This window comes from Nonomuraea sp. NPDC003707 (assembly GCF_053587055.1).
The window spans coordinates 60,052-75,268 of sequence record NZ_JBSFNK010000040.1 but is presented as its reverse complement, the minus strand read 5'-3'; the positions used below and the strand labels follow the sequence as shown (position 1 = coordinate 75,268).

The following is a 15,217-nucleotide window of genomic DNA, read 5'->3' as shown; positions in this document are numbered from 1 at the left end:
GGATCACCCGCACGGCCCGCATCCTCTCACGCGTCAACCCTTGACGCTCCCCCGCAGCAGCCCGTTGACGATGTGCCGCTGCATCGCGATGAAGAAGATCACGACGGGAGTCAGCACGATCACGCTGAGCGTCATGAACGCCGGCCAGTCCACCGAGTACTGCCCGACCGCCTTGTAGACCTGCAGCACCAGGGTCTGCTTGTCGGGCGAGCTGATGAACACGTTCGGCGTGATGAAGTCGTTCCAGATCCACATGGTCTGGAACACGCCGACCGTGATGAGGATGGGCCGGATGAGCGGCAACACGATCCGCCAGTAGATCTGCCACGGCCCCGCGCCGTCGATGCGCGCCGCCTCGAAGATCGAGATCGGCAGTGACCGCAGGTAGCCCTGGATGAGGAAGTAGCAGAAGACCGAGCCGGCGGCGTACAGGAAGATGAGCCCTTCGAGGCTGTCGACCAGCCGCAGCTGCACGAGGATCCGGTAGACCGGGATCAGCGTGGCCTGCCCAGGCACCAGGAACGCGATCACGAGCAGCGCGCCGGCCACCCGGTTGAGCAGCGTCTTGCGCAGCAGCATCGCGTACGCCGCCATCGACCCGATGATCAGCATGATCACGATGGAGACGGCGGTGACGTACAGCGTGTTGAGGAAGGACTGCAGGATCGGTGTGCTCTCGAAGACCCGCGCGTAGTTGTCGAGGTACAGGCCCGACGGCAGGCCCAGTGGTGAGGCCGACGTCTCCGCCTGTGTCTTGAAGGTGTTGACGACGATGTAGTAGAACGGCACGCCGACCACGGCGGCGGCCAGGATCATCGCGAAGCTGAGCAGCGGCCTTCTCATGACAGGCGCCCTTCGAGCCGGCTCGACAGGACCAGCTGGACGGCCACGATCGCGCCGACGACCAGCATGAAGACCACCGCCAGCGCCGAGGCCTGGCCGAACTTGGCCTGCGCGATGCCGCTCTGGATGATCGACTGGGTGATGGTGAAGGTGGCGTACCCGGGGCCGCCCTTGGTGAGGGTGTAGGGCAGGTCGTAGACCTTCAGGCCGCCGGTCATCAGCAGCAGCGAGCTGATGGTGACGGCCGGGGCGAGCAGCGGCAGCGTGATGGAGAGGAACGACTGGCGCGGCGAGGCGCCGTCCACCCGCGCGGCCTCGTAGTAGTCGTCGGGGATCGACTGCAGGTACGCCAGGTAGAGGATGGCGTGCCAGCCGGTGGACGACCAGACGGCGACCATGATGACCGACAGCTGGGCGAGCGTGCTGTCGGACAGCCAGGGCACCGGGCCCAGCTCTCCGAGCAGGCTGTTGATGGCGCCCGACCCGAGCGGCGACAGGATGAACCCCCACACCAGGCCGAGGATCGCGATGCTGGGGATGGCGGGGAAGAAGAAGACGGCCCGCACCACGCTCCGGCCGAAGAAGCGCCGGTTGAGCAGCACGGCCAGCGGGATCGCCAGCAGGGTGATGATCAGCGTGGTGCCGATCGCGTACAGCAGCGTGAACCCCAGCCCGGCCAGCATGGCCGGGTCGGCGAAGATCTTCCGGTAGTTCTCCAGCCCGACGAAGTTGACCTCCGTCGAGTAGCCGTTGAAGTCGGTCACGCTGAAGTAGAGCGACTGCGCCAGCGGGATCGCGAACAGCACCGCGAACACGATCCCGATCGGCACCAGGAACGCCTGCAGCCGCAGCCCTTCCAGCCGCTTCGGCGAGACCAGCCAGGACAGGGCGCCCGTCGCGGCGGGCGCCCTCGTGCCGAACGCCGTCATGTCAGCTCTGGCCCTTGAGCCGGTTGTCGAGCGCGGCGGCCACGTCGGCCGGCTGCTCCTGGCCCTGCACCATCAGCTGGAGCTGCGCGACCGCCTCGGTGTTGAGCGCGTCCTGCGCCCGTGGCCAGGCGATCTGCGGCAGGTAGAAGGTGCCGTCCTTGAGCGCCTGGAGGTTGGGCTCCAGCACCTTGTCGATCTCGGGCGTGACGTCCGACGTGGTCGTCATGGCCGCCGTCTGCTTGTTGAACAGCGTCACGCCTTCCTTGCTGCCGAGGTACGTCAGGAACGCCTCGGCCTCCTTCTCGTGCTCGGTCTTGGCGTTGATGGCGTAACCGGGCGAGGCCGCGCCGGACCAGAACGGCTTGCCGTCGGGCGTCGGCACGCCGACGAAGGCCATGTTCATCTTCGGCGCCTTCTCCCGCAGCGTGGACACGTTCCACGGGCCCGCGGAGATCATCGCGACGCGGCCGTTGGCGAACTCGTCCACGATCTGCTCGCCGCTCAGGCCCACGACGTCCTTGCTCATGATCCCGCTGGTGAACAGCTGGTTGAAGTTCGTCAGCGGCCCGAGCCACAGGTCCCCGAACTTCTTCTGGCCCGCGAAGATCTGCGCGTCCACGTCGCCGCCCTGGCGCGCGTTCTCATGGCCGACCAGGGCCGCGAGGGTGAGCGGCATGCCCGTCACCGAGTCGTAGTACGGCGTCGTGCCCGCCGCCTTGAGCTTCTGGCACAGCGCGACGAAGTCGGCCCACTTGGTCGGGAACTCGGTGACGCCCGCCTTGGCGAGGAGGTCCTTGTTGTAGAGGATGCCGGCGGACCACGACGAGATGGACATGCCGTACGCCTTGCCGTCCCGCGAGTAGGTGGCGGTGTTGAACTTGGACATGTTCGCCATGTACGGCTTGCCGGTCAGGTCTTTGACGAAGCCGCCCTGGATGAGGTTGGTCTTGTTCTCGGCCGCGATCGCGAACACGTCGGCGCCGGTGCCCGAGACGAGCCGGGTCTGCAGCGTGGAGATGTACTCGGCCACCGGCGGGGCCGTGGAGAACTCGACGTCGATGGTGGGATTCTGCTTCTCGAAGGCATCGATGATCGGTTTCATCGACTGCTCGTTGTCCCAGGAGAAGAACGTCAGCTTGGTCTTCCCGCCGCCTCCGCCTCCTCCTCCCGAGCCGCATCCGGTCAGGGCCAGAACGGCAGCCGCCAGGATCGCAGTTGAGCTTCTGAGCAGGGACATCGCGCACCTCTTTGGCACTCATACCGTGGGGGGTCGGGCACGTCGGATCGTCGTCCGCGGACGCCTGGACAGCTGCGCCCGCTTGGGGGTTGTATCGATAAAACATGTATCGACACAAATCGCAGCCTGTCAAGAGTGCGTTACCGATCGCGCAACAGGCCAGGCCCGTCCAAGTGAGGGTCTGGCCAGGCTCGATGCGGACATGTAACGTTACGACCCTCAAGCCTTCTAGGCGTGCCAGAGGGCGGCGAGCTGCCGGGTGGCCAGGCGGGACGGGACGGCCCGGAGCAGCGTGTCGCGCAGCCACGCGGCGAGACCGGTCTGGGAGGTCAGCCGCGACTGCCGGGACGCCGCCCGCATGATGCGGTTGGCGCTGGGCCTGCGCTCGGCGTCGTAGCGCAGGAGCCGCTCGGCGACGTCGGCCGGCTCGGCACCGGTCAGGTGGCGGGTCAGCGCGGCCGCGTCCTCGAAGGCCTGGCTGGCGCCCTGGCCGAGGTCTGGTGGCATGGCGTGCGCGGCGTCGCCGAGGAAGGCGATCCGGCCGGCCGCGTACGAGGGCAGGGGTTCGGCCAGGCGGGCGATCGGGTCGACGTAGATGTCGTCGGCTGGGGTGGCCTCGATCAACGCGGTGACGAGGGGGTGCCAGTCGGCCATGAGGGAGAGCATCTGCCGGCGTGCCTCGTACGCGTCCGGCGGCGTGCCGTGCAGGACGGAGTCGGTGAACCAGTAGAGGCGGTCCTCGCCGACGGGGAACAGGCCGAACATCGCCCCGCTTCGGCGGTCGACCAGCTGGCTGGCGAGCAGGTCCGTGGCCAGGCCGGCAGGGCGGGGCAGCATGCCGCGCAGGTCGATCCGGCCGGTGCGCCGCAACCCGGGGTGACCGGGGAAGAGTTGTGCGCGCAGCTTGCTGCCGATGCCGTCGGCCGCGACCACGGCGTCGGCTCTCGCGACGGGGTTCCCGTCGCTGATCACGCTCACCCCGGCGGGATCGGGCTCCAGGCGCTCGACGGGGGTCGCGGTGCGCACCAGGCCGGGGGGCAGCGGGGCGCGCAGCGCCCGGTGCAGTTCCGCCCGGTCGATGATGGCGGGCGTCCCGACCTCCTGCTGCGCCCGGGCCAGGTCGGTGATCAGCAGCGGCCGTCCGCGCCAGTCCCGCAATCCTCCGAGGGTCGCGTGCATGACGTGCCCGCGAACGTCGTCGGCCAGCCCCACCGCGTCCAGCGCGCGAAGCCCGTTGGGCATGACCACGATCCCGGTGCCGGCCTCCCGGAGCTCGGCGCCCCGTTCGAAGAGGGTCACCTCATGACCCAGGCGGTGCAGCCCCGCCGCGGCCGCCACTCCTCCGAGCCCGGCGCCGACCACCACGACCCTCATGAGGCCTCCTCATCCATTCACTACGATCGTACTAGTACGGGCATTGGTATCATGGCCGCATGCCGCCCACGAATCCAGCCCGTCGCCAAGCCCTGACCGATGCGGCCATCGAGCTGCTGGCGTCGTCGGGCGCGCACGGGCTGACCCACCGCGCGGTGGAGAAGGCGGCGGGCCTCCCGCCGGGGACGGCCTCCAACTACTTCCGCAGCCGGGAAGCCCTGCTGGTGGCCGCCGCGGAGCGCATCGTCGAGCTGCACCACGCCGACACCGACCGGGCCGTCGAGCAACCGGCGACCCTGGTCGACCTGCTGACGGAATCGCTGCTCACAGCGGCGACCACGCTGCGCGACCGCTATCTGGCGATCTTCGAACTTCAACTGGAGGCCGCGCGCCGGCCGGCGCTCGCCTCGGCGCTCGCGAGTCTGCGGGACACGGCGGTGCTGGTCACCGCCGGACACCACGACCAGCTCGGCCTCACCATCCCGCGCGAGAAGATCCCGGCCATGATCGCGCTCTATGGCGGTACGCTGTTCACGCTGGTCAGCGCACCGCCGGGGAGCGTCAGCAGGGACGTCGTCCAGAATGTGGTGCAGGTCATGGTGTACGGCTGCATCGAGGACGTCCAGGCAGGAAAAGGTCAATCCACGGCAAAACTTTTCGGACGCGACGGTGAATAGGAAAGTCTCATCCAGCTGCACCGGAAGCGTGTGATAGGGTGGGGGAGTTGCAGTTGCGGTACCCATCGACTTAGTGCGCGCCCGACGGAATACAACCTTCGGGCGCGTTTTGTTTGCCGGGCAATTCCGGATGGGCTCATGTTTTCTGCACTTATCTAAAGGAGATCTACATGGCTACCGGAACCGTGAAGTGGTTCAACTCTGAAAAGGGCTTCGGCTTCATCGCGCAGGACGGCGGCGGCGCCGACGTCTTCGCGCACTACTCCAACATCGTGTCCAACGGCGGCTACCGTGAGCTGACCGAGGGCCAGAAGGTGTCCTTCGACATCGTCCAGGGCCAGAAGGGCCCGCAGGCGGAGAACATCGTCTCGGCCTGACGCAACAGCGCACGTCGAGAACGGGCCCGCACCCTCATGGGTGCGGGCCCGTTTTCGTCAGGGATTCTGGAAGGCCACCTCGGGATCGGCCGCGGACGGGCCGTCCAACAGCGGCTGGTGCCTGCCGCGTAGGTGCTGGTCGAAGAAGGCGCCCACATAGGCCGTGGTGATCTCACCCGATCGTTCGCCCGAGAGCGGGGCGGAGGGGTCGACGACTCCCGCCTGCCCGCCGATGATCGGCAGGTCGATGAAGGTGAAGTGCCCGGAGTCGGCGACCGTCAGCCAGCGCTTCCAGCCGTCCAGCCGCTGCCAGGCCAGCGGCCAGCTCGTGTCGACGCTGTCGGGCGAGTGCTGGGCCTTGGTGCCGAGCATGAGGAAGGGCCGCTTACCGAGGCCGGCCTGCGGGACCGGCGCGAAGAACGTGCCGTCCATGTCCACCCCCGCGCGGATGCGGCGGTCGGCGGCCATGACGGCAGCGGCGGCGTTGCCGCCCAGGGAGTGCCCGGCGGCGCCGATCCGCCCCGGGTCGATCATCTTCCAGCGCTTCCAGTGGGTCAGCTCGCCGACCACGAAGGAGAGGTCGGCGCCTCGGCCCTCGGCGGCCTTGGCCATCAGCTTCTTCTCCGCCTCGTCGGAGGGGGCCCGCTCGATCGCCTCGCAGGCGACGCAGGTCAGGGTACGGCCGCCGGGTAAGGCGGTCCCGTACGACTCGTAGGCGTGGTCCACGAGTGCGACGACGTACCCCTTGGACGCCAGCTCCTCGGCGAGCGTCGTCAGGGTGGCGCGGTTGAGCGTGAAGCCCGGCGAGAGCAGCACCAAGGGATGCCTGCCGCCGGTCGGGCGGGCGCCGGCGCGGGCGTTCACGCGCACGCCGGCGAGCTGCTCGGCCTTGAACCTGGTGTCGAGCTTCAGCCCCTTGAGCAGGAGCCGGGCCTCGTCGACGGTCATGTACGGGGCGGGGCCACCTCCGGTGGAGGCGGGGTAGTACATCGACACCATCAGCTCCCGCCCGTCCGCGGTGGGCACCCACGGGTCGGGACGCTTCCTGTCGACGAGGTGCAGGGTGTCGCGCCCGACCGCGTACTGCCCGGTGGGGCGGGGAATGGAGAGGGCTTCCGCGGTGGCGGCGGCCGCGGAAGCCGGAAACACGGCGCCCAGCAGAGCGACGATTGCGAGCGCAAGACGGGATCTCATCATGGGCAGGAGCGTAAAAATGACGCCTCTGCCGCCGACACTCCCGAAAGGCCCGTTCGCTCCCTTACTTTCGTCAACCTAGTCGCCGGCGGCGCTCCGGTACCGGGCGGCGAGGGCGACGGTCTGCTGCGCGGTGTACGGGTCGAAGGTGCGCAGCGCCCGGGCGTCCAGGCCGGCCAGCAGCTGGGCGGCCTGCTCGGGGTCGCCGTCGCGGCGGACGTACTCGTTGTCCTGGAACCGGATCGACGGCCGGGCGGCGTCGAGCGCGGCGGTCCGGACGATCGCCGCCACGACCGGGTCATGGCTCCCGGTCTCGGCCTGGCGGCGCTCGCGTACCCCGGCCAGCGCCTCGCCCGCCGAGGCGAGGGCGTCGCTGCCGCCGAGGGCGAACCACGCGCCCGTCTCCGCCGCGTGCAGCACCTCGGCGTCGCGCTCCTCCGCCACGCCCTGCGGGGGTGTGATGCGGACGCGCAGCGGCTCGCCGGTGACCACCCACTGCACGGGCTCCCCCGCCGGGTCGCGGGCGGGGATGCCGAGGACCGGCGTGATGTCGTATTCGCCGGGTTCGGCGAAGGTGAATCCGGACGAGCCGAAGGTGAGGTTGACGTTGTTGCTGATCGCCCCGCTGGGCGGGATGGTGAGCTTCGCGGTGGAGTCCATGGCGGCCATGCACCGCTGGGCGATCGGGGTGAACGCGGTCACGTCCGCCGGCGGATCGCTGCGGCGGCGTACCAGGATCTCCAGCGGCCCGGCCTTCGGGTCGAGCACCCAGCGCTCCACCTCCAGATCCGCCGCCGTGCGGTTCTCCAGGGTGACCTTGAGGAACACGGGCTGGCCGAAGGCGAAGACCGGCCCGGACTCGGGCGCGGCGAGCGTCAGCCGGTAGCCGTCGAACGGGATCTCCGGCGCGTACGGCGAGTGCCCGCCGCCCCCGTCGGCCCAGTAGCGAACGGAGTGGAAGGGCTCGCCCCCGGGGATCAGCGCCGTCAACGGCCCGTGCCGAAGAAATGTCAGCTCGTCGGCGTCGAAGGTGAACGCGAACTCCCGCCAGTAGTCCTGCTCGTGGCCGCCGCCCAGGTATCGCCAGTCGTAGTTCATGAAGGAGGTCGAGTCGGCCCGGCCGACCACGCGCTCGAAGCGGTGCGCGAGGTTGAGCGCGTGCCCGAGCTCGTGCACGATGGTCCTGATGATCTTCTGATCCCTGGTCGCCCCCTGGAAGCCGGCGGTGAAGACCGCCGCGCCCTGCCGCTGGAGCAGCCCTTCGGCGTCGAACATCACGCCGGCCAGCCCGGGGATGGCCGCCCGGGACAGCAGGAGCAGATGCAGCTCCCACGCCCTGGCGCGCAGCGACGCGTCGCCCGTGATGAGCATGAGGTCGCTCAGCATGGTGTAGAGCAGCGAGTCGTCCCAGGCTCCGGCGATCCCGGCGGGGATGGGGCTCTGCCGCCCGACGTCCTTGACCGCGAACCCGGCGCCCCGCAGGCAGCCGTTGATCGTGCGCTCCACGCCCTGGAAGATCACCGGGCTCGGCGCCGGGACGTTCTGCTCCAGCTCGATCTCCAGGCCCAGCTCGCGCAGCGCGTCGTCCTTGTGCTCGACGGGGACGACCACCTCGGTCCGGGTGGGCAACCCGTTCAGCGGGGCGTCGAGGACGAACGTCACCGACACGCCGTCGCTCTGCGCCAGGGCCAGGGCCAGCGACCCCGTCGTCTTATTGGTGGGACCGGCCTGCCAGATCGCCGGCCACGTGCCGTCGTCGAGCGCGACCTTGGTGCCGGGCGCGGTGCGCGCCGACGCCAGGTACGCCTTCCGGCCGTCCGCCGCGACCTGGAACACGTCCGCGCTGACCACCCCCGAGCCGTCCGCGTCCACCCGCAGCGTGACCGAGATGCCGCCGCTCTGCCCCTCGTAGCGTCCGTCCCTGATCATGGGATCTCCTCGATGTCGATTGCACCGTTCCAACGATGGGCCACGACAGGCCGGGATCGCATGAGTATCCCCTACTCAACCACCGCCTCGGCGACGATGGAGCTGTCGTCGTCCATCAGGAAGCCGCCGGACTGGTGCCGCCAGAGCCGGGCGTACGGGCCTTCGGTCTGCAGCAGCTCGGCGTGGGAGCCCTGCTCCACGATGCATCCCCGGTTGAGCACGACCAGCCGGTCCATCCGGACGACGGTGCTCAGGCGGTGCGCGACCACGAGCGCGGTGCGGTCGCGCATCAGGTGCCACAGGGCTTCCTGGACGAGGATCTCGCTCTCGGAGTCGAGAGCGCTGGTGGCCTCGTCCAGCAGCAGGATCGGGGCGTCGCGCAGGATGGCGCGGGCGAGCGCGAGGCGCTGCCGCTGGCCGCCGGAGAGCTTGACGCCGCGCTCGCCGACCAGGGTGTCGAAGCCGTTCGGCAAGGACTCGGCGAACTCCGTGACGTGCGCCGCCCGCGCCGCCGCGAGGATCTCGGCGTCGGTGGCGCCCGGCCGGGCGAACGCGATGTTGTCACGCACCGACCGGTGGAACATGGCGGGTTCCTGGGGGACGTACGCGATGAGGCTGCGCAGGTCGGCCTGGCGCAGCCGGGAGATGTCCTGGCCGCCTATCAGGATCCGGCCCGCGTCGACGTCCATGAGGCGCAGCAGCAGCCGGGTGAGGGTGGTCTTGCCGCCGCCGGACTGGCCGACCAGCCCGATCTTGGTGCCGCTGGGGACGTCCAGGTGCAGGCCCTCGAACAGGGGCAGGGCACCCTCGTGCGCGAACCTCACCCGCTCGAAGCGGACGCTCGAGTCGGCCGGGCGCAGCGGCTGCGGGTCGGCGGAGTCCAGCACGGTCGGCGGCACGAGGAGGAGTTCGGTGAACTGGGCGGCCTCGGTGAGCACGCTCTCGATCCGCCGGTAGATCTGGTTGAACTCGAACATGATGCTGATCGCGCTCGTGTAGTAGGAGAACGTCACCACGATGGCCTCGACGCCCAGACCGCCCCGCAGCACCACGGCGAGGAGCAGGCCGACGGCACTGGTGAGGACCGAGATCGGGGCGACGACCGTGTCCACCCGCAGGTTGCCGTAGTCCCAGGAGCGCAGCGCCAGCCGCTGCTGCTCGGCGATCCTGGCCCGGTGCTCGGTGGCTTCGCGGTCTTCGGCGGCGAACGCGCGGACCGTCTCCATATTGGCCAGCACGTCGGCGACGTGGCCCGACACGAGCACCCTGGCGGCCTCGCGCTCGTCGACCAGCGCCTGGCGACGGCGGATCAACGGGGCGACGAGCACGCCGGTCACGACGATGAGACCGATGAGAACGAGGACCAGCAGCGGGTGATACTGCCACAGCACCACCGAGGCGAAGGCCAGCGGCATCAGCTTGGCCATGATCGAGAAGGTGAGCGTGTCGGCGAAGTCCTCGAACCGGGAGGAGAATCCCAGCACCCGCTTGGTCAGCGAGCCGGCGAAGTTGTTGTGGAAGAACGCGGCGTCCTTGGTCAGCAGCTCCTCCATGCCCACCACGCCGAGCCGTTCGATGCCCCGGGCGTCCGTGCGGTTGAGGAAGTGCAGCCCGATCCGCCACAGCACCTCGCCCGCCAGCAGCAGCGCGCCGAAGGCGAGCACGTACGGCAGGAGCGTGTCGACGGTGCCGTCCCCGCCCCCGGCCAGCTGCCCCACCAGCCCGGCCACCGCCAGCGGCGCCAGGTAGGACAGGCAGATGTTGCCCAGCGCCGGCATGGTGAGCGCGGGCACCGCGACCCACCGCTGGCGGATCAGCTCACCGCAGTAGTAGCGCAGCGCCAGCAGGATCGCCGACCTCCGCGCAGATGGATTGTCGTGGGAATCCTGAAGTGTTCCGAGCACAGCCATCCGCCCTCCCGAATGCAGACACCGCCCCGCTAAATGCTGCCGTCCGGGGGTACGAGGGAGCGAACGATTTTCCGGCCGCCGCCCCCTCGTACGACGCGGGCTTACTGGATTGCGCCGGATTGGGAGAGAAGGTCCTGATACCAGGTGTCGTACGGGTGGTTGGTCGCCGGGTAGTTGGCGAGCGGGCTGGTCGCGTCGCCGGTCGAGTCGAAGTCCCAGCCCCGTACGAGCCGTCCCGCCTGCCGCGCCGCGGTGATGAACGAGGACTGCGTGGCGGGCGCGGCGTAGAACAGCGCGCCCTGCTGGAGCTCCGCGCTGTCGCCCTGCTGGAACTCGTCGAAGGCGACCTGCTGGTAGCGGATGCGGTCGCCGGTGTACCTGTCGGTGTCGATGCGCAGGGTCTGCGACGGGGTCGGGCCGTCGGCGCCGGTCCACACGCGCACGCGAGAGGTGCCGCTGGCCGAGGTGGTCTTGTCGTAGCGGGCGTCGGAGGTCTTGGCGTTGCCGCTCCACGAGACCGTCATCGCGCCGGCGTCGAGCACGCCGTCCCAGTCCCAGTTCTGGCTGCTGCTCTGGCTGCGGTGGATCTCGCGCAGCCGCGTGCCCGCCGGATCGGTGAACCTGACCGTCGGCAGCACGCCGTCGTCGTACTTGTGGCTGGCCGACCAGGTGATCTCGCCGTCGGCGCCGAGGCGGCCCACGCGGTACCACAGCGTGGTCGCGGTCTGGGACTGGTGGACCTCGACCAGGTCGCCGTTGTCGTTGAGCGCGACGGCCGGCGTCACACCGTTGTCGTACTTGCCGTGGCGCAGCCAGGTCACGCGGCCGTCGGCGCCGTACGTGCCGGACCAGTACCAGAGCGCGCCCGCACCCGAGTCGTGCACCTCCACGACCTGGCCGCGGCCGTTGATCGCGACGGCCGGGTTGGAGCCGACGTCGCGCTTGTACTGGGTGCGGGTCGTCCCGTTGCCGGAGATCAGGGGCAGCACCCGGCCGCGCAGCGCGTCCACCGTCGGCGGGGTCGCCGGGTAGTCCTTGGCCCAGAGCAGCCGCGAGCCGAAGACGGAGACGAACTCCTGGTTGAGCGCCGCCAGGTTGCCGGCCGCGTACGAGGTGTTGTCGGTCAGGTCGTCCTTGATGTCGAGGGCGACGACGATCGGGGCGGCGGTGGGATGCTGCGCGGACCAGGTGTTGATCACCTTGAGCCAGTCGCGCAGGAGGTTGGAGGCGGGGTTGCCGGTGTGGTCGACCTGGTTGCCCGGGGAGTCGTGGCCGATGGAGTAGTCGTTCGAGGTGGCGTAGCCGTTGTCGTGTATGTCGAGTTCGATGAAGCGGATGCCGTGGTCGAGCTGGTAGGCGATCGAGTTCTTGGCGCCGGCGACGTTGCCCGAGTAGCTGTTGTGTGTGGCGCGGAAGATCGCCGAGGGTAACGGCGGGTCCGCCTGCGCCTCGGCGGGTCCGCTGATCAGCAGCGCGGCCGCGGCGAGGGCGAGCGCGGACAGGACGGTTCGTGATCGGAGCATGCTCTGATCATCACGTCGGAGATCTTTCCCGACAATACTGCTGCCGAGGCCGTTCAGGTAGGGCTGTCCCTACCATGGACACGCCCGTGCGCAGGGTCGATGCGTCATGGTCCCGGCTCGTAGCGTCTTTCCCATGAGAACCCTCCAGCGCCGCCTCGCCACCGACACCCGCTACACCCTGCTCGGCCTCCCGCTCTCCGTCGCCTCCTTCGCCACCACCGTCATCGGTGTCTCGGCGGGCCTGGGCAGCGCGGTCGCCTTCGTCGGCCTGCCGGTGCTGGCCGCGACGGCCGCCGCGGCCAAGCACCTCGCCGACCTCGAACGCGTCACGCTCCCCGACGTGCTCGGCCACCCCGTCGCCCGCCCGGCGTACACCCCCGTCCCCGAGGGCGCGGGCTGGTTCCGCCGCGTGATGAACCCGCTGACCAGCGGGCAGGCGATGATGGACCTGCTGCACGGGATCGTCGCGCTGCCGTTCGCGCTGGCCGCCTTCGTCCTCAGCGCCGTGTGGTGGGCCGGGGCCATCGCCGGCCTCACCTTCCCCATCTACGGCTGGACCATCGCCCGGATCCCCGGTGCCCTCGAGAACGGCCTGCCCGAGTGGCTGGGACTCGCTCCCACCCCCACGACGTTCGTGCTCGTCACCACGGCGGTCGGCGCCCTGTTCGCGCTGACGCTGGTGCCGGTGGTCCGGATGGCCGCCCTGCTCAAGGCGAGCGTGGCGCAGACCATGCTCACCCGCGCCGCCCACCCGGAGCCCGCCGCGACCCGCGAGCCCTCCTGGGTGATCGCCCGATGACCCACCATGGCCGCCTCTGCCCCGCGTAAGCCGGGCAGAGGCGGCCATCGTCATTTTCAGGACAGGTCAGGTGCGCAGCACCTGGACCACGCGTACGCCGCCGAAGACCCCCATCGCCAGGTGCGCCCCGACGAGGGCGACCTGGAAGAGCCGCAGGGACAGGGTGAGCCGCGGGTCGTCGTAACCGCCGCAACCACGTGTCCAACGTCTTCACCAAGCTGCAGGTCGCCGACCGCGCCGAAGCCGTCGCCCGGGCCAGGGACGCGGGCCTGGGGACGGGCGGCTGATCACCCCGTACGGGCCGGGGGCCCGTCGGCAGCCGATCCCGGCGTGTGTGGTCAACTGGCGGCATGACTGCGGAGAGCTGGGACGGGATGGGTGTGCGCGAGCTGGGCCACACGGGGCTGCGGGTGACACCCGTGGGGATCGGGCTGGCCGCGCTGGGCCGGCCGGCGTACATCACGCTCGGCCGGGAGGAGGACCTCGGCGATGATCGCAGCGTCGGCGCGATGCGGGCCCGGAGCTGGGCGGTCCTGGACGCGGCGCTGGCGGCCGGGGTGCGGTACTTCGACGTGGCCCGCTCCTACGGCCGGGCGGAGGAGTTCCTCGGCGGCTGGCTGCGCGAGCGCGCCATCGCACCCGGAGCGGTGACCGTGGGATCGAAGTGGGGGTACGCCTACGTCGGCGACTGGCGGATGCAGGCCGACCGGCACGAGGTGAAAGAGCTGTCCGCCGGGCAGCTGCGACGGCAGCTCGACGAGACGCGGGAGCTGCTGGGCGGGCACCTGTCGCTGTACCAGATCCACTCGGCCACCCTGGAGAGCGGCGTGCTCGACGACCGGGACGTCCTCGCCGGGCTGCGCGAGCTGCGCGCCTCCGGCGTGTCGGTCGGCCTGTCCACGACCGGGCCGCGTCAGGCGGACACCATCGACCGGGCGGTCGAGCTCGGCCTGTTCGACACGGTCCAGGCGACCTGGAACCTGCTCGAACCGTCCGCCGGCCCGGCCCTGGACCGGGCCCATCGCGCCGGGCTGGGGGTGATCGTCAAGGAGGGCGTGGCGAACGGCCGCCTGACCGCCCACGCCGCCCCGGACGCGCTCGCCCGCGCCGCTCGGGAACGCGGCCTCACCCCGGACGCTCTGGCCCTGGCCGCGATCCTGGCCAGGCCGTGGGCCGGCGTGGTGCTGAGCGGGGCCGCGTCGGTGGAGCAGCTCGACAGCAATCTCGCCGCGGTCCGCGTCGCCTGGGACCCGGACCTGGACGAGCGGCTCGCCGTCCTGGCCGAGGCACCCGAGACCTACTGGGCGACCCGGGGCTCGCTGGCCTGGCAGTGACCCCGGGCGGCGTCGAGGCGGCGGCGGGCCAGGTCCGTCGCGGCCCGGGCGGGAGTGATGTTCCGGTGTTCGGCCTCGTGGAGCAGCTCGGTGACGGTGTGCTCGATGGCCTCGACGCGGACGCGGGCCTCCTCGGGGCTCTCGTGACGCAGTTCCACGGCGAGCGCGTTGATGGCGCCGCCCGCGCTGACGACGTAGTCCGGCACCCAGACGATGCCGCGCTCGTGCAGCAGGTCGGCGACGGGCTCGGTGGCGAGCTGGTTGTTGGCGGGCCCGGCGATGGCGGCGCAGCGCAGCTCCGGTACGACGTCCCCGGTGAGGATGCCGCCGAGCGCGGCCGGGACGAGGATGTCGACCTCGGCGGTGAGGGCCTCCCCGGGCGAGGTCCAGGTCGCGCCGAGCTCGCGGGCCGGGGCCCGCTTGGCGGGGTCGATGTCGCTGACCAGGAGTTCGGCTCCCTCCTCGGCGAGCAGGCCGGCCACGCGGAGGCCCACGCTGCCGAGTCCCACCAGCGACACGCGCGCGCCCTTGAGGGCCGAGGTGCCGTGGAGGCGGTGGCGTACGGCCCGCAGGGCCGCCAGCGTGCCGAGCGCGGTGGCCGGTGAGGAGTCGCCGCTGCCGCCCTGCTCCACCGGCCGGCAGAAGACATGGGCGGTACGTTCGCCGATGACCGCCATGTCCTCGGGGCTCGTCCCGACGTCGGGACCGGTCGCGTACGTGCCGTCCAGGGACGCGACGGCGTCCGCCACGTCCTCCAGCAGCTTGCGGCGCAGCGCCGGATCCAGCTCGGTGCCCTCGGGCACGGCGACGACGGTCTTGCCGCCGCCGTTGGCCAGCCCGGCCACGGCGCACTTGGCGGTCATGCCGGCCGACAGGCGCAGCGCGTCGGCGAGCCCGTCGCGCCAGTCGGCGTAGCGCCAGACGCGGCATCCGCCGACCGCCTGGCCGAGCGCCGTCGAGTGGACGGCGACGATCACCGGCAGCCCGGAGCGCGGGCCGGTGCGGATGGCGACGTGTTCGTGGTCGAGTTCGGGCACGGCTCCGGTCCCTCCGGTCGAGCGGCATCAGGGCTCAAGCGTCCGCCATCCGCC

At 70.6% G+C, this 15,217-nt stretch carries 13 protein-coding genes; 4 read left to right on the top strand and 9 right to left on the bottom strand.

Translation table 11 applies throughout. The annotated features are described in order from the left end of the window. Positions 1 to 33: 33 nt before the first annotated feature. From ACWDRB_RS56020 to ACWDRB_RS56005, 4 genes are all read right to left on the bottom strand, one after another. Entirely contained in the window at positions 34 to 843 is an 810-nt protein-coding gene (locus tag ACWDRB_RS56020) for a carbohydrate ABC transporter permease (RefSeq protein WP_350723315.1), read from the bottom strand. Continuing rightward, complete coding sequence (locus tag ACWDRB_RS56015) at positions 840 to 1,772, bottom strand: carbohydrate ABC transporter permease (RefSeq protein ID WP_355193977.1); 933 nt, start codon at positions 1,770 to 1,772, stop codon at positions 840 to 842. The genes ACWDRB_RS56020 and ACWDRB_RS56015 overlap by 4 nt, the downstream gene beginning before the upstream one ends. A gap of 1 nt (position 1,773) precedes the next feature. Beyond that, positions 1,774 to 3,009, bottom strand: a complete 1,236-nt coding sequence (locus ACWDRB_RS56010; protein ID WP_449909023.1) for an ABC transporter substrate-binding protein — start codon at positions 3,007 to 3,009, stop codon at positions 1,774 to 1,776. A 228-nt stretch (positions 3,010 to 3,237) separates the two neighbouring features. Continuing rightward, on the bottom strand, positions 3,238 to 4,383 hold the full coding sequence (locus ACWDRB_RS56005; RefSeq protein ID WP_449909021.1) for an FAD-dependent monooxygenase: 1,146 nt from the start codon (positions 4,381 to 4,383) through the stop codon (positions 3,238 to 3,240). Between the two features lie 59 nt (positions 4,384 to 4,442). On the opposite strand from ACWDRB_RS56005, the gene ACWDRB_RS56000 reads away from it, so the two are divergent. Both ACWDRB_RS56000 and ACWDRB_RS55995 read left to right on the top strand, forming a co-directional pair. After that, complete coding sequence (locus ACWDRB_RS56000) at positions 4,443 to 5,060, top strand: TetR/AcrR family transcriptional regulator (RefSeq protein WP_449909019.1); 618 nt, start codon at positions 4,443 to 4,445, stop codon at positions 5,058 to 5,060. Between the two features lie 170 nt (positions 5,061 to 5,230). Continuing rightward, positions 5,231 to 5,437 carry a cold-shock protein gene (locus ACWDRB_RS55995; RefSeq protein ID WP_192788611.1) on the top strand — a complete coding sequence of 69 codons (207 nt, stop codon included), beginning with the start codon at positions 5,231 to 5,233 and terminating at the stop codon, positions 5,435 to 5,437. Between the two features lie 57 nt (positions 5,438 to 5,494). Here the strand turns inward: ACWDRB_RS55995 and ACWDRB_RS55990 are convergent, their stop codons facing one another. The 4 genes from ACWDRB_RS55990 to ACWDRB_RS55975 all read right to left on the bottom strand — a co-directional run bounded on the left by ACWDRB_RS55990 (position 5,495) and on the right by ACWDRB_RS55975 (position 11,993). After that, positions 5,495 to 6,634, bottom strand: a complete 1,140-nt coding sequence (locus tag ACWDRB_RS55990) for an alpha/beta hydrolase family protein (RefSeq protein WP_449909016.1) — start codon at positions 6,632 to 6,634, stop codon at positions 5,495 to 5,497. A 75-nt stretch (positions 6,635 to 6,709) separates the two neighbouring features. Continuing rightward, the gene (locus tag ACWDRB_RS55985; RefSeq protein ID WP_449909015.1) at positions 6,710 to 8,560 is read right to left on the bottom strand and encodes a hypothetical protein; all 1,851 of its coding nucleotides are present in this window, start codon (positions 8,558 to 8,560) and stop codon (positions 6,710 to 6,712) included. Positions 8,561 to 8,631: 71 nt separating this feature from the next. Beyond that, the gene (locus ACWDRB_RS55980; RefSeq protein ID WP_449909013.1) at positions 8,632 to 10,470 is read right to left on the bottom strand and encodes an ABC transporter ATP-binding protein; all 1,839 of its coding nucleotides are present in this window, start codon (positions 10,468 to 10,470) and stop codon (positions 8,632 to 8,634) included. Positions 10,471 to 10,571: 101 nt separating this feature from the next. Beyond that, the gene (locus tag ACWDRB_RS55975) at positions 10,572 to 11,993 is read right to left on the bottom strand and encodes a hypothetical protein (protein WP_449909011.1); all 1,422 of its coding nucleotides are present in this window, start codon (positions 11,991 to 11,993) and stop codon (positions 10,572 to 10,574) included. Positions 11,994 to 12,126: 133 nt separating this feature from the next. On the opposite strand from ACWDRB_RS55975, the gene ACWDRB_RS55970 reads away from it, so the two are divergent. Both ACWDRB_RS55970 and ACWDRB_RS55965 read left to right on the top strand, forming a co-directional pair. After that, complete coding sequence (locus tag ACWDRB_RS55970) at positions 12,127 to 12,792, top strand: sensor domain-containing protein (RefSeq protein WP_449909009.1); 666 nt, start codon at positions 12,127 to 12,129, stop codon at positions 12,790 to 12,792. Positions 12,793 to 13,142: 350 nt separating this feature from the next. Further along, positions 13,143 to 14,126, top strand: a complete 984-nt coding sequence (locus tag ACWDRB_RS55965; RefSeq protein WP_449909007.1) for an aldo/keto reductase — start codon at positions 13,143 to 13,145, stop codon at positions 14,124 to 14,126. Here ACWDRB_RS55965 and ACWDRB_RS55960 read toward each other — a convergent pair. After that, positions 14,090 to 15,163: a Glu/Leu/Phe/Val dehydrogenase dimerization domain-containing protein gene (locus tag ACWDRB_RS55960; protein WP_449909005.1), complete on the bottom strand. Its 1,074-nt coding sequence runs from the start codon at positions 15,161 to 15,163 to the stop codon at positions 14,090 to 14,092. The two genes, ACWDRB_RS55965 and ACWDRB_RS55960, sit on opposite strands and share 37 nt — an antisense overlap. Positions 15,164 to 15,217 lie beyond the last annotated feature (54 nt).